The organism is Clavibacter sepedonicus, assembly GCF_000069225.1.
Taxonomy (GTDB): domain Bacteria; phylum Actinomycetota; class Actinomycetes; order Actinomycetales; family Microbacteriaceae; genus Clavibacter; species Clavibacter sepedonicus.
Map to the genome: position 1 here is coordinate 1 of NC_010407.1, position 19126 is coordinate 19126.

Annotated in this window: 16 protein-coding genes, 2 tRNA genes and 1 pseudogene; 15 read left to right on the forward strand and 4 right to left on the reverse strand. The window is 68.9% G+C overall.

Annotated elements, in window-relative coordinates; translation table 11 throughout:
* Together dnaA and dnaN are read left to right on the forward strand one after the other, a co-directional pair.
* Entirely contained in the window at positions 1-1431 is a 1431-nt protein-coding gene (gene dnaA / locus CMS_RS00005; RefSeq protein ID WP_012297496.1) for a chromosomal replication initiator protein DnaA, read from the forward strand.
* Positions 1432-1977: 546 nt separating this feature from the next.
* Positions 1978-3129: a DNA polymerase III subunit beta gene (dnaN, locus tag CMS_RS00010; protein WP_041464236.1), complete on the forward strand. Its 1152-nt coding sequence runs from the start codon at positions 1978-1980 to the stop codon at positions 3127-3129.
* A gap of 10 nt (positions 3130-3139) precedes the next feature.
* Here dnaN and CMS_RS16365 read toward each other — a convergent pair whose 3' ends face one another.
* Positions 3140-4102 carry an IS481-like element IS1121 family transposase gene (locus tag CMS_RS16365; RefSeq protein ID WP_012297498.1) on the reverse strand — a complete coding sequence of 321 codons (963 nt, stop codon included), beginning with the start codon at positions 4100-4102 and terminating at the stop codon, positions 3140-3142.
* A gap of 106 nt (positions 4103-4208) precedes the next feature.
* Here CMS_RS16365 and gnd point away from each other — a divergent pair.
* The 8 genes and pseudogenes from gnd to CMS_RS00055 form a co-directional block, all read left to right on the forward strand.
* Positions 4209-5111: pseudogene (gene gnd, locus CMS_RS00020) on the forward strand (phosphogluconate dehydrogenase (NAD(+)-dependent, decarboxylating)); the annotation flags it as partial.
* A 7-nt stretch (positions 5112-5118) separates the two neighbouring features.
* Positions 5119-6345, forward strand: a complete 1227-nt coding sequence (recF, locus tag CMS_RS00025) for a DNA replication/repair protein RecF (protein ID WP_012297500.1) — start codon at positions 5119-5121, stop codon at positions 6343-6345.
* Positions 6342-6854, forward strand: coding sequence for a DUF721 domain-containing protein (locus tag CMS_RS00030; protein WP_012297501.1), 513 nt, complete (start codon positions 6342-6344; stop codon positions 6852-6854). Before recF ends, CMS_RS00030 begins: the two co-directional genes overlap by 4 nt.
* Before the next feature lie 189 nt (positions 6855-7043).
* Positions 7044-9089, forward strand: coding sequence for a DNA topoisomerase (ATP-hydrolyzing) subunit B (gene gyrB / locus CMS_RS00035; RefSeq protein WP_041464238.1), 2046 nt, complete (start codon positions 7044-7046; stop codon positions 9087-9089).
* An 82-nt stretch (positions 9090-9171) separates the two neighbouring features.
* The gene (gene gyrA / locus CMS_RS00040; protein ID WP_012297503.1) at positions 9172-11832 is read left to right on the forward strand and encodes a DNA gyrase subunit A; all 2661 of its coding nucleotides are present in this window, start codon (positions 9172-9174) and stop codon (positions 11830-11832) included.
* Entirely contained in the window at positions 11825-12232 is a 408-nt protein-coding gene (locus CMS_RS00045; RefSeq protein ID WP_011931227.1) for a DUF3566 domain-containing protein, read from the forward strand. Before gyrA ends, CMS_RS00045 begins: the two co-directional genes overlap by 8 nt.
* Before the next feature lie 48 nt (positions 12233-12280).
* A tRNA-Ile gene (locus CMS_RS00050) sits at positions 12281-12357 on the forward strand.
* Between the two features lie 80 nt (positions 12358-12437).
* Positions 12438-12510: transfer RNA gene (locus CMS_RS00055), tRNA-Ala, on the forward strand.
* A gap of 173 nt (positions 12511-12683) precedes the next feature.
* Here the strand turns inward: CMS_RS00055 and CMS_RS00060 are convergent.
* The gene (locus CMS_RS00060) at positions 12684-13310 is read right to left on the reverse strand and encodes a hypothetical protein (RefSeq protein WP_223842676.1); all 627 of its coding nucleotides are present in this window, start codon (positions 13308-13310) and stop codon (positions 12684-12686) included.
* A 121-nt stretch (positions 13311-13431) separates the two neighbouring features.
* Here CMS_RS00060 and CMS_RS00065 point away from each other — a divergent pair, with 121 nt between their 5' ends.
* Positions 13432-13971 carry a peptidylprolyl isomerase gene (locus tag CMS_RS00065; protein ID WP_012297505.1) on the forward strand — a complete coding sequence of 180 codons (540 nt, stop codon included), beginning with the start codon at positions 13432-13434 and terminating at the stop codon, positions 13969-13971.
* A complete protein-coding gene (locus CMS_RS00070) occupies positions 13971-14834 on the forward strand; it encodes a rhomboid family intramembrane serine protease (protein WP_012297506.1) in 864 nt (287 codons plus the stop codon). The genes CMS_RS00065 and CMS_RS00070 overlap by 1 nt, the downstream gene beginning before the upstream one ends.
* A 394-nt stretch (positions 14835-15228) precedes the next feature.
* On the opposite strand, the gene CMS_RS00075 is transcribed toward CMS_RS00070, so the two are convergent.
* Positions 15229-15468: a cell division protein CrgA gene (locus CMS_RS00075; RefSeq protein ID WP_012297507.1), complete on the reverse strand. Its 240-nt coding sequence runs from the start codon at positions 15466-15468 to the stop codon at positions 15229-15231.
* Positions 15469-15573: 105 nt separating this feature from the next.
* Between CMS_RS00075 and CMS_RS00080 the strand changes: the two genes are divergently transcribed.
* From CMS_RS00080 to CMS_RS00090, 3 genes are read left to right on the forward strand one after another with little or no spacing between them, the layout of a single operon-like run.
* On the forward strand, positions 15574-16374 hold the full coding sequence (locus CMS_RS00080) for a class E sortase (protein WP_041464239.1): 801 nt from the start codon (positions 15574-15576) through the stop codon (positions 16372-16374).
* Positions 16375-16376: 2 nt separating this feature from the next.
* The gene (locus CMS_RS17435; protein WP_012297509.1) at positions 16377-16535 is read left to right on the forward strand and encodes a hypothetical protein; all 159 of its coding nucleotides are present in this window, start codon (positions 16377-16379) and stop codon (positions 16533-16535) included.
* Positions 16532-17170 (forward strand): anthranilate synthase component II, encoded by a 639-nt coding sequence (locus CMS_RS00090; protein ID WP_012297510.1) that lies wholly within the window; start codon positions 16532-16534, stop codon positions 17168-17170. The genes CMS_RS17435 and CMS_RS00090 overlap by 4 nt, the downstream gene beginning before the upstream one ends.
* A 93-nt stretch (positions 17171-17263) precedes the next feature.
* On the opposite strand, the gene pknB is transcribed toward CMS_RS00090, so the two are convergent.
* Positions 17264-19012: a Stk1 family PASTA domain-containing Ser/Thr kinase gene (gene pknB / locus CMS_RS00095; RefSeq protein WP_012297511.1), complete on the reverse strand. Its 1749-nt coding sequence runs from the start codon at positions 19010-19012 to the stop codon at positions 17264-17266.
* Positions 19013-19126: the final 114 nt, after the last annotated feature.

A 19126-nucleotide genomic window follows, 5' to 3' on the forward strand; every position in this document is an offset into this window, starting at 1 on the left:
ATGTCCGACCGCTCCGACCCGACGCACGCGATCTGGCAGAAGGTGCTCGCCGCCCTCACCGCGGACGACCGCATCACGCCGCAGCTGCACGGCTTCATCAGCCTCGTGGAGCCGAAGGGAGTGATGACCGGCACCCTCTATCTGGAGGTGCCCAACGACCTCACCCGCGGCATGCTCGAGCAGCGCATCCGCGTGCCCCTGCTCAACGCCATCGGATCGCTCGACGAGGCGGCAGGCGTCAGCAACTTCGCCATCGTGGTGAACCCCGGGATCGCCCAGGACGCCTTCGCCCAGCACCCCGAGCCGGCGGAGCAGCCGTACATCGAGACCCCGACCATCACGGCGCCCACCGACAACCCGGGCCTGCCGGCCTCACCCTCTCGCGGTGACTCGCGCCTCAACCCCAAGTACGGCTTCGACACCTTCGTGATCGGCGGATCCAACCGGTTCGCCCACGCCGCCGCAGTCGCCGTCGCCGAGGCACCGGCCAAGGCGTACAACCCGCTCTTCATCTACGGTGACTCCGGCCTCGGCAAGACGCACCTCCTGCACGCCATCGGGCACTACGCGATCAGCCTCTACCCCGGCATCCGCGTGCGGTATGTGAGCTCGGAGGAGTTCACCAACGACTTCATCAACTCGATCGCGAACAACCGGTCGTCGCTGTTCCAGTCGCGCTACCGCGACAACGACATCCTCCTGATCGACGACATCCAGTTCCTCCAGGGCAAGGACTCCACGCAGGAGGCCTTCTTCCACACCTTCAACACGCTGCACGACCACAACAAGCAGGTGGTCATCACGAGCGACCTGCCGCCGAAGCACCTGACGGGCTTCGAGGACCGCATGCGCTCGCGCTTCGAGTGGGGCCTCATCACCGATGTCCAGGCGCCGGACCTCGAGACGCGCATCGCGATCCTGCGCAAGAAGGCGCAGAGCGAGAAGCTGCAGGTCCCGGACGACATCCTCGAGTACATGGCCACCAAGGTCACCTCGAACATCCGCGAGCTGGAGGGCACGCTCATCCGGGTCACCGCGTTCGCGAGCCTGAACAAGACGCCCGTCGACCTGGCGCTCGTGCAGACGGTGTTGAAGGACCTGATCACGCTGGACGAGGACAACGTCATCGCGCCGGTCGACATCATCAACCACACCGCCGCCTACTTCAAGCTCACGGTCGACGACCTGTACGGCTCCTCCCGCTCGCAGGCTGTGGCCACCGCACGCCAGATCGCCATGTACCTGTGCCGCGAGCTGACCAACCTCTCGCTGCCGAAGATCGGCCAGCTGTTCGGCAACCGCGACCACACGACGGTCATGTACGCCAACAAGAAGATCACCGAGCTCATGAAGGAACGCCGCTCCATCTACAACCAGGTGACCGAGCTCACCAGCCGGATCAAGCAGAACCACCGCTACGGCAAGATGTGACGCCGGCAGCCTGTGCGCCCACCAGCGGCGCGCACAGGAGACGACGCAGCAGGAGGGGTCGGACCATGAGGTCCGGCCCCTTCTGCGTGCGTACGCCGAGCCAGGCCCCGCACCCACCCGACCCTCGACGCCGTCGGTGCCCTCCTGAACACGGCCGCGATGCGAGGACAGAGTGCGTGAGAGGTCGGATCCGCTGTTCCCCACAGTGTGCACAGAGTGTGGATAACTGTGGAGAACCGCCGGAGTGGATGTGGGTTCGAGGACCCGGCCTGTGGAACCGGCCTCGTCGCGTCGCCGCCGTTCCGCCGAGTCCCCAGGCCGCTGCACACCCGTCCCACAACTTCCAGACGTGTAGTTCCCGCTCGATCACGGGGACGCCGGGAGTTGTCCACAGATTCCACAGCGGTTAAGACTATTGATCCTTAAACCCTTCATTGGATGTCGCCCAAGAACCTCAGGGTGTGGAGGGATCGACGGTCGTGGGAGCCCCCGTCGGCACGGCTAGCATTGACCGACAAATCTTCCGCTCATCGAGGGGTCCACAACGTGAAGTTCCAAGTCAACAGGGACGTCTTCAGCGAGGCGGTGTCCTTCGCCGTCAAGCTGCTCCCGCAGCGCACGACCCTCCCGATCTTGAGCGGCGTGCTCATCGAGGCGACCGAGGACGGACTGACGCTGTCGTCGTTCGACTACGAGGTCTCGGCGCGCACGCAGATCCAGGCCGACATCGAGGAGCCCGGACGCGTGCTGGTCTCGGGGCGTCTGCTCGCCGACATCGCGAACCGCCTGCCGAACGCCCCCGTGCGCTTCACCACGGAGGACTCGAAGATCACCGTCTCGTGCGGATCCGCGCACTTCACGCTGCTGAGCATGCCCGTCGAGGAGTACCCGACGCTCCCGCAGATCTCGGAGCAGTCCGGGCTCCTCCCGGCAGAGCAGTTCGCCGCCGCGGTCTCGCAGGTCGCCGTCGCCGCCTCCCGGGACGACGTGACGCCCGTCATCACCGGCGTGCAGCTCGAGGTGGGGGAGACCAGCCTCGGGCTGATCGCCACCGACCGCTACCGCGTGGCCGTGCGCGAGATCGACTGGGACGGCGGCGACTCCACGACGGACGGCACCAGCCGCACCGCCCTCGTGCCGGCCCGCACGCTGCAGGAGATCGGCAAGACCTTCGGCCACAGCGGCACCATCTCCGTCGCGATCACGGACACCGACGACCGCCAGCTCATCGCGTTCAGCGCCGACAAGAAGACCGTGACGTCCCTGCTGATCCGCGGCAACTTCCCGCCGGTCAAGCGGCTCTTCCCCGAGACGGTCGACAACTACGCGGTCATCAACACGGCCGACCTCATCGAGGCGACCCGCCGCGTCCAGCTCGTGCTCGAGCGCGAGGCCGCCCTCCGCTTCACCTTCACGATCGACGGGCTCACCCTCGAGGCCATCGGCTCCGAGCACGCGCAGGCGTCGGAGAGCATCGACGCCCTCCTGACAGGCGTCGACACCGTGGTGTCGTTGAAGCCCCAGTTCCTGCTGGACGGCCTCGGCGCCGTCCACTCCGAGTTCGTCCGCCTCTCGTTCACGAAGACGGACAACCCCAACAAGCCCGGCCCCGTGCTCATCACGAGCCAGTCCTCCAAGGACCAGGCCGGCGCTGACAACTACCGGTACCTGCTGCAGCCGAACCTGCTGCTGCGCTAGATGTACTGGGTCATGACGTTGGTGACACTCGGGCCGCGGGCGTGAGCCCGTGGCTCGAGTGGATCCGTTCAGTGTTGTAGTGCTCGATGAAGGGGTCAAGCGCGTCGGCGCGGTGTTGGTTGCTGGTGAAGGGTTGCCGGTAGGCCCACTCGGTCGCGAGGGTCCGGTTGAAGCGCTCGACCTTGCCGTTCTGCCAGGGGCAGTGCGGGCGGATGAACTTCTGCCGCGCGCCCAGGTCCTGGACGGCGTTCTTGAACGCGGTCGAGTGCCGGTAGGCGAACGCGTTGTCCGTGATGACCCGCTCGATCCGGGTGATCCCGCGCCCGGCGAAGTACGCCGCTGCGCGGGCCAGGAACCCGGCCGCGGTCGCGCCTTTCTCATCGGGATGGATCTCCGCGTAGGCGAGACGGGTGTGGTCATCGACCGCGGCATGGACGTAATCGAACCCGATCCCGCGGCCGCGGACCTGCTCGCTGCGCCCGTGGACCCGCCAGCCGCCTCCGTCCGGGATCCTCCCGAGCTTCTTCACGTCCACGTGGATCAGATCACCCGGATGCTCGTGCTCATACCGGTGCGCCGTTGACCGGGATGCCCGGATCACGGCCCCGGTGACGGGGTCCAACCATGCCAACGGCGGCGCCCCGTGCCGGCGCAGGATCCGGGAGATCGTACGGGATGGAACACCTGTCACCGGCGCCAGCCGCGCAGGACCCGCCCGCAACTGGGCCCGCGCTTCCAGCACGGCCCGTTCCCGCTCCGGGCTCGTTCGCCTCGGTACTGACCGGGGCCGCGATGACCGATCCGTCAGCCCTCGCAGCCCCTCGGCACGGAACCGGTTCACCCATCGATGCGCGCACTGCCGCGACACCCCCAGCTCCCGCGCGACGTGCGCGACCGGCCGACGATCCTCCACCACCCGCCGCACGAGGAGAACCCTCCCGTGAACCGTCAGACGAGCATTACCGTGGGACATCGAGGCCTCCTGGCGATGGTTGAACTGAACAGCTCCATCAAGCCAGGAGGCCTCTTCACACGCCCCGAAGTGTCACCAACGTCACGGCCGGGTACAGCTAGACCGCGATCAAGGAGAGAACATGCACATCGGACTCGTCGGACTCGGCAAGATGGGCGCCCGCATGCGCGCGCGCCTCGAGGCGAACGGCATCGAGGTGACCGGATACGACACCAACCCCGACGTCTCCGACGTGGCCACCCTCGACGACCTCGCCGCCGCGCTGCCCACCCCCCGCCTCGTCTGGGTCATGGTCCCGGCCGGCAAGGTCACGCAGAACGTGGTGGGCGACCTCGCGCGGATCCTGGAGCCGGGCGACCTCGTGATCGACGGCGGCAACTCCAAGTTCACCGACGACTTCGCGCACGCGGGACTGCTCAAGGACAAGGGCATCGACTTCGTCGACGCCGGCGTCTCGGGCGGCGTCTGGGGCCTCGAGAACGGCTACGGCCTCATGGTCGGCGGACCCGTCGAGCAGGTCCAGCGCGCGATGCCCGTCTTCGACGCGCTCCGTCCCGAGGGACCCCGCGAGGAGGGCTTCGTCCACGTCGGCGACTCCGGCGCCGGGCACTACGCGAAGATGGTCCACAACGGCATCGAGTACGCCATGATGCAGTCGTTTGCCGAGGGCTATGAGCTCCTCGCGGCGCGCAAGGACATCATCAAGGACGTCACGGGCACGTTCGAGGCATGGCAGCGCGGCACGGTCGTCCGCTCCTGGCTGCTCGAGCTCCTGGTCAAGGCGCTCAAGGAGGACCCGGGCTTCGAGGACATCGAGGGCTTCGTGCAGGACTCTGGCGAGGGCCGCTGGACCATCGAGGAGGCGCTTGACAACGCCGTCCCGATGCCCGCCATCAGCGCGTCGATCTTCGCGCGCTTCTCCTCCCGCCAGGAGGACTCCCCGGCCATGAAGGCCGTCGCGGCGCTGCGCAACCAGTTCGGCGGCCACTCGGTGCAGAAGAAGTCCTGACCACCGGATGATCGTCCGTCACCTCTCCCTGGGTGACTTCCGCAACTACACCCGCGCGGACGTCGCGCTCCTGCCCGGTGCCACCCTCTTCGTGGGGAGCAACGGGCAGGGCAAGACGAACCTGGTGGAGGCGCTGGGCTTCCTGAGCACGCTCGGGTCGCACCGCGTCTCCACCGATCAGGCGCTCGTCCGGCAGGGCGCGGAGTCCGCGGTGATCCGGGCGCTGCTCCAGCACGCGGGGCGCGAGCTCCGGGTCGAGGTGCAGATCAACCGCTCGGCCGCGAACCGGGCGCAGGTGAACGGCACGGCGACCAAGACGCGCGAACTGCCGCGGTACTTCTCGAGCGTGCTGTTCGCCCCCGAGGACCTGGCGCTCGTGCGCGGCGATCCGTCGGGTCGGCGCCGGCTGCTCGACCAGCTGCTCGTGCTGCGCACGCCTCGGCTCGCCGGGGTCCTGTCGGACTACGACCGGGCGTTGAAGCAGCGCAACACCTTGCTCAAGTCGGCGCGTGCACGCGGGATGAAGGCCGACCAGTTGAGCACGCTCGACATCTGGGACGAGCGCCTCGTCGCGATCGGCTCGCAGATCATCGCGGCGCGCGGTGCGCTGGTGGAGTCCCTCCAGCCGGAGCTGGCGCGCGCGTACCTGGCTGTTGCGGGATCCGACCACGGCCCGTCGGCGCGACCGGAGTTGAGCATCCTCGCGGACGACCCGGGGGAGGACGACGTCGCGGACGAGACCGGGGCACGCGATGGAGGGCGCTTCACGCGGACCGAAGACGTCGTTCCCGTCTTCACCGCCGCCATCGCGCGGATGCGACCCCGAGAGCTCGAGCGGGGGCTGACCCTGGTGGGCCCGCACCGCGACGATGTGCTCTTCCGGCTCAACGGGTTACCGGCGAAGGGCTACGCCAGCCACGGTGAGTCGTGGTCGTTCGCTCTCGCGATCAAGCTGGCGTCGGCGGAGCTGCTGCGGCGCGACTCGCAGACGGGGGACCCCGTGCTGATCCTGGACGACGTCTTCGCGGAGCTGGACCAGGCCAGGCGCGGGCGGCTCGCGGAGGCCGTCACCGGGTTCGAGCAGGTGCTCATCACCGCCGCCGTGTTCGAGGACGTGCCCGAGCACCTGGCGGCCAACGCCGTGCACATCCGGGCCGGCGCGATCGTCGAGTCGCCGACGCCGGCCTCGGCCTCCGAGCCGGCGTCGCCCGGCGAGGACGGGGGAGCGGCGTGATCCCCCGCGCACCCGACGGCGGTCCGATGCCCGAGTCGGAGGCGGTGGCCGTCTACCGCCGGTTCCGCCGCGTGTTCGGCGACGCGTCCGTGCGTTCTCCCTCCGCGCGGAAGCGCCGTGAGCAGAAGGCGGGCAGCTCGCCGTTCCAGCCCGGGCGGGATCCCGACTCCCTGGGGAACGTGATGGACTCGCTCACCTCGCGGATGGGCTGGACGTCCTCCCTCTCGCAGGCCGAGCTCATGGCGGCATGGACGACCATCGCCGGCGAGGAGACGGCCGTGCACTCGTCCCCCGTCGGCATCGAGGACGGCCTCCTGACGGTCGAGTGCGAGTCGACGGCGTGGGCGACGCAGCTCCGGCTCATGCGCGTGGAGATCACGACGCGGATCGCCGAGCGCTTCCCCGACGCGGGCATCCGGTCGATCCGCTTCCAGGGGCCGAACGCCCCGTCCTGGAAAAAGGGTCCCAGGTCGATCCCAGGGCGGGGCCCGCGCGATACCTACGGCTAGGGAGGCGAATCAAGGTCACCCCCGTCGCGAAAGCGCCGCAGCGGGCCGGATAGGAGGTGCGGAGCTTACTACTGCGATAGAATGAGGGGTCGCCCGCAGTCCAGGGACGACGGTCGGCGGATCACCTCGTGATCGGCGCGCGACCGCCGTCGGGCAGGGGCGCGTCGACGCGGCAGGAGCCACCACTTCATGACATCGGATGCCACACAGGACCTCCCCGACGACTCCACCCCCGACGAGGTGGAGGTCGAGGAGACGCACAACGACTCCGACCACATCACCCGCCAGCAGGTGAGCAACGACTACGGCGCCAACGAGATCCAGGTGCTCGAGGGCCTCGAGGCCGTGCGCAAGCGCCCCGGCATGTACATCGGATCCACCGGACCCCGAGGACTGCACCACCTGGTGAGCGAGATCGTCGACAACTCCGTCGACGAGGCCCTCGCCGGGTTCGCCAGCGACATCCAGATCACGATGCGCAAGGACGGCGGCATCCGCGTCGTCGACGACGGCCGCGGCATCCCGGTCGACATCCACCCGGTCGAGGGCATCTCCACGGTCGAGCTCGTGCTCACCAAGCTGCACGCCGGCGGCAAGTTCGGCGGCGGCGGATACGCGGTGTCGGGTGGCCTGCACGGCGTCGGCAGCTCCGTGGTGAACGCGCTGTCGGAGCGCCTCGACGTCGAGGTCCGCCGCCAGGGTGCGGTCTGGCGCCAGAGCTTCACCATCGGCGTGCCGGACGCACCCCTGGAGAAGGGCGAGGGATCCACCGAGACCGGCACGACCATCACCTTCTGGCCCAGCCGCGAGATCTTCGAGACCGTCGAGTTCGACTACGACACCCTGCGCGCGCGCTTCCAGCAGATGGCGTTCCTTAACAAGGGCCTCGCCCTCACGCTGCACGATGAGCGCGAGGAGGACGGCGCCGAGCACCGCACCGAGAAGTTCCTGTACGAGCGGGGCCTCGTCGACTACGTCGAGCACCTCGTGAAGGCGAAGAAGACCGAGGTCGTCAACGCCGACGTCATCGCCTTCGAGTCCGAGGACACGGTCAAGAAGATCAGCCTCGAGGTCGCGATGCAGTGGACCACCTCCTACACGGAGAGCGTCCACACGTACGCGAACACCATCAACACGCACGAGGGCGGCACGCACGAGGAGGGGTTCCGCGCGGCGCTCACCACGCTCGTCAACCGCTATGCGCGCGAGAACAAGCTGCTGCGTGAGAAGGACGAGAACCTCACCGGCGACGATGTCCGCGAGGGCCTCACCGCCGTGATCTCCGTGAAGCTCGGCGAGCCGCAGTTCGAGGGCCAGACGAAGACGAAGCTCGGCAACACCGAGGCCAAGGCCTACGTGCAGCGCATCGTCGGACAGCAGCTGGGCGACTGGCTCGAGAAGAACCCCTCGCAGGCGAAGGACATCATCCGCAAGGGGATGCAGGCCTCGCAGGCGCGTCTCGCCGCCCGCAAGGCGCGCGAGCAGACCCGGCGCAAGGGGCTGCTCGAGTCGGGCGGCATGCCCGGCAAGCTCAAGGACTGCCAGAGCAAGGACCCGGCGTTCAGCGAGGTGTTCCTCGTCGAGGGCGACTCCGCCGGCGGATCCGCGGTGCAGGGCCGCAACCCCACGACGCAGGCGATCCTGCCGCTGCGGGGCAAGATACTCAACGTCGAGAAGGCCCGCCTCGACCGCGCGCTGCAGAACAACGAGGTCCAGTCGATGATCACCGCGTTCGGCGCGGGCATCGGCGAGGACTTCAACGCCGAGAAGGTCAGGTACCACAAGATCGTGCTGATGGCCGACGCCGACGTCGACGGCCAGCACATCACGACCCTGCTGCTCACCCTGCTGTTCCGCTACATGCGGCCGCTCATCGAGCTCGGCTACGTGTACCTCGCGCAGCCGCCGCTGTACCGGCTCAAGTGGTCGAACGCGGAGGACCAGTACGTGTACACGGACGCGGAGCGCGACGCCCTGCTGATCCACGGGCAGCAGAACGGCAAGAAGCTGCCGAAGGACAACGGCATCCAGCGCTACAAGGGCCTCGGCGAGATGGACTACAAGGAGCTGTGGGAGACCACCATGGATCCCGCCACGCGCACGCTCATGCAGGTGACCCTCGACGACGCGGCGGGCGCCGACGAGGTGTTCTCGACGCTCATGGGCGAGGACGTCGAGTCCCGCAGGAGCTTCATCCAGCGCAACGCCAAGGACGTCAGGTTCCTCGACATCTGATCGACCGGGCGGCGGCTCGGCCCCACGCTGACCGCCGCCCCATGCCGACCCCACGATCCACCGACCTCTGAACGGGACCTCCATGGCCGACGACAACACTCCGGACGACGAGCAGGGCACGGGCGCGACCCCGGATGACGACGCGCTGCCGCAGGAGGGCGTGATGCCGGCGTCCGCCGCCGCCTCCGACTCGCTGCCCGCCGCGATCGTCGATCCCGATGCGCGCGTCGTCGTCACGCACGACCGCATCGAGCAGGTCGACCTCCAGCTCGAGATGCAGCGCTCGTTCCTCGACTACGCGATGAGCGTCATCGTCCAGCGCGCGCTTCCCGAGGTGCGCGACGGCCTCAAGCCCGTGCACCGCCGCGTGATCTACGCGATGTACGACGGCGGCTACCGCCCCGACCGCTCCTTCTTCAAGTCGGCCCGCGTGGTCGGCGAGGTCATGGGCCAGTTCCACCCGCACGGCGACTCCTCCATCTACGACGCGCTCGTACGCCTGGTGCAGCCGTGGAGCCTGCGCTACCCGCTCGCGCTCGGCCAGGGCAACTTCGGCTCCGCCGGCAACGACGGCGCCGCCGCCCCGCGGTACACCGAGACCAAGATGGCCCCGCTCGCCATGGAGATGGTCCGGGACATCACCGAGGACACGGTCGACTTCCAGGACAACTACGACGGCCGCACGCTCGAGCCGAAGATCCTGCCGTCGCGCTTCCCCAACCTGCTGGTGAACGGATCCGTGGGCATCGCGGTCGGCATGGCCACCAACATCCCGCCGCACAACCTCCGCGAGGTGGCGGCGGGTGCCCAGTGGCTGCTCGCGCACCCCGACGCGAACCGGGAGGAGCTCCTCGAGGCGCTGCTCGAGCGCATCAAAGGACCCGACTTCCCGACGGGCGCGCAGGTGCTCGGCACCAAGGGTATCCTCGAGGCGTACCGCACCGGCCGCGGATCCATCACGATGCGCGCGGTCGTCGCGGTCGAGGAGATTCAGGGCCGCGTGTGCCTCGTGGTCACGGAGCTCCCGTACCAGGTGAACCCCGACAACCTCGCGATCAAGATCGCCGAGCTCGTCAAGGACGGCAAGCTCGCCGGCGTCGCCGACATCCGCGACGAGACCTCGGGCCGCACCGGCCAGCGCCTCGTCATCGTGCTGAAGCGCGACGCGGTCGCGAAGGTCGTGCTGAACAACCTCTACAAGCACACGCAGCTGCAGGAGAACTTCGGCGCCAACATGCTGGCGATCGTCGACGGGATCCCGCGCACGCTCGCGCTCGACGGCTTCATCTCCGCCTGGGTCGACCACCAGATCGACGTCATCGTCCGACGCACGCAGTACCGGCTCAACGAGGCCGAGGCACGCGCCCACATCCTGCGCGGCTACCTCAAGGCGCTCGACGCGCTCGACGACGTCATCGCCCTCATCCGCCGGTCGGAGACCGTCGAGGTCGCCCGCAGCGGCCTCATGAAGCTCCTCGACATCGACGAGCTGCAGGCCAACGCCATCCTCGAGATGCAGCTGCGCCGGCTGGCCGCGCTCGAACGCCAGAAGATCCAGGACCAGGCGGCCGAGCTCGAGCAGCGCATCGCCGAGTACAAGCACATCCTGGCGACGCCCACCGTGCAGCGCGAGATCATCAGCACCGAGCTGCAGGAGATCACCGACAAGTACGGCGACGACCGGCGCACGGAGATCATGCTCGGCTTCGACGGCGACATGAGCATGGAGGACCTCATCCCCGAGGAGGAGATGGTGGTCACGGTCACGCGCGGCGGGTACATCAAGCGCACGCGCATCGACAACTACCGCAGCCAGCACCGCGGCGGCAAGGGCGTGCGGGGCGCCCAGCTCCGGGCGGACGACGTGGTCGAGCACTTCTTCGTCACCACGACGCACCACTGGCTCCTCTTCCTCACGGACAAGGGGCGCGTGTACCGCGCCAAGGCATACGAGCTGCAGGAGGCCGGCCGCGACGCCAAGGGCCAGCACGTCGCGAACCTGCTCGCCATGCAGCCGGATGAGGAGATCCAGCAGGTCCTCGACATCCGCGACTACCAGGTGGCCCAGTACCTCGTGCTCGCCACCCGCGACGGCCTGATGAAGAAGACGGCGCTCACGGAGTACGACACGAACCGCACGGGCGGCATCATCGCGATCAACCTCCGCGACGGCGACGCGCTCGTCTCGGCGCTGCTGGTGGACGAGGACGACGATCTGCTCCTCGTGTCGCGCAAGGGCATGTCGCTGCGGTTCTCGGCCGACAACCAGGCGCTGCGTCCCATGGGCCGGTCGACCTCCGGTGTGAAGGGCATGACGTTCCGCGGGGACGACACGCTGCTCAGCGCATCCGTCGTGGGCGAGCAGGGCTACGTGTTCGTCGTGACCGAGGGCGGCTTCGCGAAGCGCACCGCCGCGGACCAGTACCGCGTGCAGAACCGGGGCGGCATGGGCATCAAGGTCGCCAAGCTGCAGGATGCCCGAGGCGATCTCGCGGGGGCCCTCATCGTCGGCGAGGAGGACGAGATCCTCGTCGTGCTCGCCAGCGGCAAGGTGGTACGGTCTGTCGTGGCCGAGGTCCCGGCGAAGGGCCGCGACACCATGGGTGTCGTGTTCGCCCGGTTCGCGGACGACGACAGGATCATCTCCCTGGCCAAGAACTCCGAACGCAACCTGGTGGTCCCCGAAGCTGCGCCCGACGCGTCCGACGGTACCGCTGCTGGAAAGGGAACACCCGATGAGTAGTGTCGCCGAGAAGCTCGCGAAGAAGTCGTCGCGAGCCACCACCACCAAGCAGGTGCGTCTCAAGCTCGTGTACGTCGACTTCTGGTCGGCGCTGAAGCTCGCGTTCCTCTTCTCCGTGGTGCTCGGCATCATCACCGTCGTGGCGACGTTCCTCATCTACGTCGTCCTGCAGACCACGAACGTGTTCGGCACGGTCGACCAGCTGTTCCAGGAGGTCTCCGGATCCGCGGACTTCTCCCTGCAGGACGTCTTCGGCCTGGGACAGGTGCTCGGGTTCGCCATCGTGGTGGCCGTCCTCAACATCGTCGTCGGCACCGTGCTTGGCGCCGTGGCCGCGCTGCTGTACAACCTCAGCGTGCGCATCACGGGTGGCGTCCTCGTCGGCTTCACCAACGCGTAGCCGATTGGGAGAAACGGGCAGGCGTACGGTAACGTGTACCTGCCCGATGGGGATATAGCTCAGTTGGTTAGAGCGCTTCACTGATAATGAAGAGGTCCCAGGTTCAAATCCTGGTATCCCCACCAACACCCCCGGATCCGCATGATCCGGGGGCAAGGCGGGAAACGAGCCGGTAGATCGTCAAGCGGTCCGAGGCTCGCCAATCGGGGTCATAGCTCAATTGGTAGAGCGCCTGCTTTGCAAGCAGGAGGTCCGGGGTTCGATTCCCCGTGACTCCACATCACACCCGACACCGGGTCACGCTCCAGCTGGGGCCCTGCTTCCACTGGCTCGTCGCCGCGGACAGCCGTTCATCCGAGGGTCGTATCGCGGCGTCGCCGGAACGACGAAGGCCCGGGCACCTTTCGGTGGCCGGGCCTTCGTCGGATCCCGAGGGATCGAGGAGCGGTGATCAGCTCGCGGGCTGGTCCTTCGCGGTCGCGTCGACGGCCTCGGGCTCGTCGTCGGCGATCCACAGGTCGTCGTCCGCGCGGAACGTCTGGTACAGCGCATAGCCGACGCCGCCGACCACGACGACGCCGAGCGCGATGAGGGCGACGCCGCCGAAGCCGAGGCCCTTCTTCGCGGGAGCCACCTGCGGGACGTAGCGGCCCACATAGGAGCGGCCGTTGTCGACGTAGTGCTTGCCGAACTCCTGCGCCTTCGAGGAGACCTTGCCGGCCTTCTTGACCGCGTCCTGCACCTGCTTGCTGTTGCGGATGCCCTCGGTCGCGGCGACCGCGGATCCGGCGGCACCGGCGACGGCCGGCAGGACGGTGTGCGTGAAGCCCTTGTAGGCCGAGTCGGCCGCGGCGCGGACGCGCTCGGCGCCGGCCTCGTAGCTGGGACGGATGTGGTCGTCGACGCCGCGCTTGACGGCGGGGACGACGTGCTGGTCGGAGAGCTTGCGGGCGGTGTGTGCGGCCTCGGCCACGACGACGTTGGCCCGGTCGAGGACCTCGCGCTGCTCCTTGAGGACGGCGGCCGCGTGGGTGCGGAGCTTCGCCAACTCCTTCTTGTTCTTGCGTGACAGACCCAAGGGGACCTCCATCGGTGTGATTTCGCCAGGAATCCCAGTCTGGCACGGGTGCCTCCGCGGGCAAACACGACGGAGCCTGTGCGTCCGCCGAGTCCCAGCTCCGCCGTGAGACCATTGCCCCATGTCTGCGCACACTCACGTCGCCACCATGACGACCAACCACGGCACCATCGTCCTCAATCTCTTCGGGTCCCACGCGCCCCAGACCGTCGAGAACTTCGTCGGCCTCACCACGGGCGAGAAGGAGTGGACCCACCCCCAGACCGGCAAGAAGTCGACCGACCCTCTCTACGACGGCGTCGTCTTCCACCGCATCATCAAGGACTTCATGCTCCAGGGCGGCGACCCGCTCGGGCAGGGCACCGGCGGTCCCGGTTACCAGTTCGACGACGAGATCAGCCGCGACCTCGACTTCAGCAAGCCCTACATCCTCGCCATGGCGAACGCCGGCACGCAGGGCGGCCGCGGCACGAACGGCTCGCAGTTCTTCATCACGACGGCGCCCACCACGTGGCTCCAGGGCAAGCACACGATCTTCGGCGAGGTCGCCGACGACGCGTCCAAGAAGGTCGTCGACGCGCTCAACGCGGTCCCGACCGACGGCCGCGACCGTCCCCGCGAGGACGTCGTGATCGAGAGCGTCACCGTCGAGAAGGTCTGATGACCGACTCACCCCGTACGGCGGCCGACCGCTGCTACCGGCACCCCGACCGGCAGAGCTTCGTGCTGTGCCAGCGATGCGGGCGGACCATCTGCCCCGAGTGCCAGACGCCGGCCGCCGTCGGGGTGATCTGCCCCGAGGACATGAAGGAGCAGCGCCGCACCGCTCCTCGCTCCCGGGCATCCTTCGTCACGCGGATGACGCGGAGCTCCGCGCCCGTGGTGACGTACGGGATCATGGCCGTCTGCGCCGTGGTCTGGATCCTGCAGGTGCTGCCCGTCGTCGGCGACTACGTGACCACGTCGCTGTGGTTCGCGCCTGTCTACGGCAGCGTCGCCTCCGGTGACTACGAGCCGTGGCGGATGCTCACGAGCGCGTTCACGCACTCGCCGTCGAGCATCCTTCACATCGTCTTCAACATGCTGTCGGTCTTCGTCTTCGGCCGCGTCCTCGAGCCCATGCTCGGACGCGCCCGCTTCCTCGCCCTCTTCCTCATCTCGGCGCTCGGCGGTTCCCTCGCCGTCGAGGTCATCGGCTCCGCCATGGGCGAGCCGCTGCAGGCCGTGGTCGGCGCATCCGGCGCGATCTTCGGGCTCATGGGCGGCTACTTCGTGCTCGCCCGCAAGCTGGGCGGCAACGTGGGCCCTCTCCTCGGCATCATCGCGATCAACCTGTTGCTCGGCTTCGTCGTGCAGGGCGTCTCCTGGCAGGCCCACGTCGGCGGCCTGGTGACGGGAGCGCTCGTGGCGATCGTGCTCCTGCGCACGCGGGACGCCCGCCAGCGCGGCGCGCAGATCGGCTCCCTGGCGGGCCTCACCGTCGCGATCCTGATCGCGGGCGCCGTCTTCCCCGTCGGCCTCTGACCGGCCCGTTCGTACCTCTGCCGCCTCACGCGAGCGGCCTTCTCGGCGTGCCCTCGCGCCGCGCATCCGCGTACCTGCGCGGCGGAGCCTAGTTATCCACAGGCCAGTCCACAGTGGGGATAGTTACACGCGTGTGATTAGCGGCCGAGCGGGAGGGGGTCCGGAGGAGCCTGGACGGAGTCGGCGTCCGGAAGATCCCGACACCCATGCGCTTCCGCGGGTAACCCGCGCTGACGGTGCGCGGCGGGGCACGGGCCTTCCGCGTTCTCCACAGGTGTGGAGCGTTGTGCACAGGGTGTCTGTGGACAACGCCTGGCGCGCGCGTGCGCGCTGCCGGGAAGCAGAAGAGCCCGTCACCAGCGGATGGTGACGGGCTCTCGTGATTGCGCTGCGGTCAGCGCCACCTGGTGGTCATGAGGAAGCCGACCAGGATGAGGCCGAAGCCGATGAGGATGTTGCCGACGCCGAGGTCGGGGATGGGGAACGCGTTGAGGCTCACGTAGTACACGATGAGCCACGCGAGCCCGACGAGCATGAAGCCGAACATGATGGGCTTGAACCACACGGGGTTCGGGGCGTCCTCGTCGTGCACGCGTTCCTGGCGGGAGGGTCTCGTCGTCTTGTCGCGGGCCATGCGGCGATTCTAGCCGTACCCTCCTCCACCGGGCCGGGAGGATGCCCGGCTCCACGGGCCGCCCCTGGCGGCGTCCCGCCCATGTGCGCCGCCTACAATCGGCACATGAGCGCTCAGGACCCCGCCCCCTCCCGCCGCGCGACGCGGCGCCGCGGCAGGCGGGGCGATGCGCTCCTCGGCACGATCGGCGTGCTCGGCGAGCTGCTCCTCACGGCCGGCGTGCTCATCATGCTGTTCCTCGGATGGCAGCTCTGGTTCAACGACATCGTGGTCAGCAGCGGCCAGCGCGACCAGGCGCTGGAGAACAGCCGGAGCTGGGCCACGGCCGCGCCGGACGCGGCGGCCTCCCCCGACCCGGCGGCGTCGCCTGCAGCGCCGGGTGACCCCGTCATCACGACCGCCCCCTCGTCGGATGCCACCGACTTCGGCAACATCTACATCCCGCGGTTCGGCTCCGACTACGTGGTGCCGGTCGCCACCGGGGTGGGCCTCGGCAACGTGCTCAACCTCGGCAAGATCGGGCACTACCGCGAGACGCAGATGCCCGGCCAGGTGGGCAACTTCGCGGTCGCCGCCCACCGCACGACGTACGGCAAGCCGTTCAACCAGATCACCGACCTGCGTGTCGGGGATGCCATCGTCGTGGAGACGCAGGACGGCTGGTACACCTACCGCTTCCGTACACTCGAGTATGTGAAGCCCACCGGAGTCGACGTGCTCGACGAGGTGCCGCAGGCACCGGACGCCCAGCCCGGGGACCGCATCCTGACGATGACGAGCTGCAACCCGCTCTTCTCCGCCGCCGAGCGCGTGGTCGCGTACAGCGTCTTCGAGTCCTGGCAGCCCCGGTCGGATGCGTCGACGCCCGCCGCGCTGGCCGGCACGTCGTTCGCGAAGGCGGGCTGAGCGTGTACGCGGCGTTCTGGCGCATCCTGCCCGGCCCGGTGTGGATCCGGCTCCTCATCGTCCTCGTGCTGCTCGCGGCCGTCCTCTTCTCCCTCGTGACCTGGGTCTTCCCCTGGGTCGACTCCATCGTCAACACCCAGGAAGTCACGGTGCATCAGTGACACGCGTCCTCGTCATCGACAACTACGACAGCTTTGTTTACACGCTCAACGGGTACCTGCAGCAGCTGGGTGCCGAGACCGTGGTCATGCGCAACGACGACCACGCGGAGGCCGACATGGCTGGCGTCATCTCGGAGTACGACGCCGTGCTCGTGTCCCCCGGGCCGGGCAAGCCTTCCGAGGCCGGGGTCTCCATCCCCACGGTGACGGCGGCCCTCGCATCCGGCACGCCGCTGCTCGGGGTCTGCCTCGGGCACCAGGCGATCGCGGAGGCCTTCGGCGCCACGGTCACCAACGCCGAGGAGCTCATGCACGGCAAGACGTCGCTCGTCACGCACGACGACGGGGACTTCTACCTGGGCGTGCCGCAGCCGTTCACGGCCACGCGGTACCACTCGCTGGCCGTCGTCGACGGGACCGTGCCGTCCGACCTGGTGGTCACGTCCCGCACCGAGGGCGGGGTCATCATGGGCCTGCGTCACGAGTCCGCGCCCATCGTCGGCGTGCAGTTCCACCCGGAGTCGGTGCTCACCGAGGGCGGCTACCGCATGCTCGGCAACTGGCTCGAAGGGGCCGGGCTCACCGGCGCCCGCGACACGTCCTCGCGACTGTCGCCGCTCGTCCGCGTGGCCTGACGGGCCCCGACGGGAGTCACCGGCCGGCAGCTGGAGTCGACCCGTCGTCCGACGGGCGCTGCTCGATCGAGGACCGGTGGCGCCGCGTGCGGATCAGCCGCGCGCGGGGTCCGGGGTCGGCGTGCCCGTGGTGGGCGCCGACGTGCTGCGCACCGCGCCCGTGCAGTAGGTGAGGCCGACCGTCGAGCGCTGGGCGACGTCCCCCGGCGGCACGGACTGCTGGCTCACCGGGGATCCGTCGGCGCGGCTGCACGAGGGGTCGCGCCGGGTGGTCACGACCAGATCCGATGCCTCGAGCAGCTTCTGCGCATCCACGAGCGGCTGGCCGAGCACGTCGGGCAGTACGACCTTGCCGTTGGACAGGATGAGCTTGACGGCGGAGCCCTGGTCGACCTGCTGGGAGGACGCCGGATCCGTCTGCATGACCAGTCCGTCAGGGACGGTCGGCGAGGACTGGCGGATGACCTCGCCCACCTTCAGGCCGACCGCCTCCAGGTTGGCGGTCGCGGTGCCCTCGTCCAGGTTCATGAGGTTCGGGACCTGGACCTCCGGCGGGCCGGAGGAGACGAACACGTCGATCTCGGTCTTGGCGGCGACGTTCTCACCGGGATCCGGGTTGGTGCGCAACACGATGCCCTCGGCGACCGATGTGCTGGCCTCCTCGCGTTCGAGGGGGACCAGGTCGGCCTCCTCGAGGGCCGCGGCTGCGCTGGAGTAGGTGGAGCCCGCGACATCGGGGACTGTGGGGCTGATGTCGGGCGGCGCGATGCTGCTGAGGCTGGTGACCCAGATGACGACGGCGATGAGGATCACGACGACCACGGTGACGCCGGCCCAGATCCACGGCACCGGCGGACGGCTCTGGGTGCGGACGGTGCGGTCGTCGTCGACGCCGAGCTGGCGTAGAGCCTGCTGCGAGGAGGAGGGGCCGGCGGGGGCGCCGAAGAGCGTGGCTCCCACGTCGTTGGTGGGCGCCTCGCGGGGGGCAAGGGTGCCGGCGGCGGCGCGATCGAGGTCGGTGCGGAAGTCGCCCGCCGTCTGGAAGCGCGCGTAGCGGTCCTTCGCCATGGCGTGCAGGACGACCTGGTCGAGCTGCAGGGAGACGGCCTCCTGCACGGTGCTCGGGGCGACGGGCGTCTCGCTGACGTGCTGGTAGGCGACGGCGACCGCGGTGTCGGCGCGGAACGGCGCCTGGCCGGTGAGCATCTCGAAGAGGACGACGCCGGCGGAGTAGAGGTCGGTGCGCGCGTCCACCGACTCGCCCTTGGCCTGCTCGGGGGAGAAGTAGCGCGCGGTGCCGAGGATGGCGGTGGTCTGCGCGATGGTGGCCGAGGTGTCGGACACGGCGCGCGCGATGCCGAAGTCCATGACCTTCACCTGGCCGGCGGGCGTGACCATGATGTTGCCCGGCTTGATGTCGCGGTGGACGACGCCCGCGCGGTGCGAGTACTCGAGGGCGGTGAGCACCTGGCCCATGATGCGGACGGCCTCGTCCGGGTCGAGCGGGCCGTCCGTGATGACGTCCTTGAGGAGGCGGCCCTCGACGCGCTCCATGACGATGAAGGGGGTCGTGTGCGATGCGCCGTCCTGGTCGGTGACGACGTCCTCGCCCGCGTCGAAGACGCGCACGATCGTGGGGTGCGACATGCGCGCGGCCGCCTGGGCCTCCTGGCGGAATCGGCTGCGGAAGGCCGGATCCTCGGCCAGGCCGCGGCGGAGCACCTTGACGGCGACGCGGCGACCGAGACGGGAGTCGACGCCCTCGAAGACGTCGGCCATGCCCCCGCGACCCAGCAGCGCCCCGACCTCGTAGCGGCCGCCCAGCACACGGGTGTCGGTCACGGACTGCCTCTCGTCGGGATCGGGATTCGGACGGAGACGAGCTTACCGGGGGTCCGCTGGGGATCCGGGCGGCTTCGCCACCCCGCGCGCGAGCTCGGTCGATCCGCCGTCGCC

Bases quoted from the DNA above. Each gene is read 5' to 3' on its own strand.
- dnaA (WP_012297496.1), top strand. From the start codon at position 1: ATGTCCGACCGCTCCGACCCGACGCACGCGATCTGGCAGAAGGTGCTC.
- CMS_RS16365 (WP_012297498.1), bottom strand. From the start codon at position 4,102: ATGTCCCACGGTAATGCTCGTCTGACGGTTCACGGGAGGGTTCTCCTC.
- recF (WP_012297500.1), top strand. From the start codon at position 5,119: ATGATCGTCCGTCACCTCTCCCTGGGTGACTTCCGCAACTACACCCGC.
- gyrB (WP_041464238.1), top strand. From the start codon at position 7,044: ATGACATCGGATGCCACACAGGACCTCCCCGACGACTCCACCCCCGAC.
- gyrA (WP_012297503.1), top strand. From the start codon at position 9,172: ATGGCCGACGACAACACTCCGGACGACGAGCAGGGCACGGGCGCGACC.
- CMS_RS00045 (WP_011931227.1), top strand. From the start codon at position 11,825: ATGAGTAGTGTCGCCGAGAAGCTCGCGAAGAAGTCGTCGCGAGCCACC.
- CMS_RS00065 (WP_012297505.1), top strand. From the start codon at position 13,432: ATGTCTGCGCACACTCACGTCGCCACCATGACGACCAACCACGGCACC.
- CMS_RS00070 (WP_012297506.1), top strand. From the start codon at position 13,971: ATGACCGACTCACCCCGTACGGCGGCCGACCGCTGCTACCGGCACCCC.
- CMS_RS00075 (WP_012297507.1), bottom strand. From the start codon at position 15,468: ATGGCCCGCGACAAGACGACGAGACCCTCCCGCCAGGAACGCGTGCAC.
- CMS_RS00080 (WP_041464239.1), top strand. From the start codon at position 15,574: ATGAGCGCTCAGGACCCCGCCCCCTCCCGCCGCGCGACGCGGCGCCGC.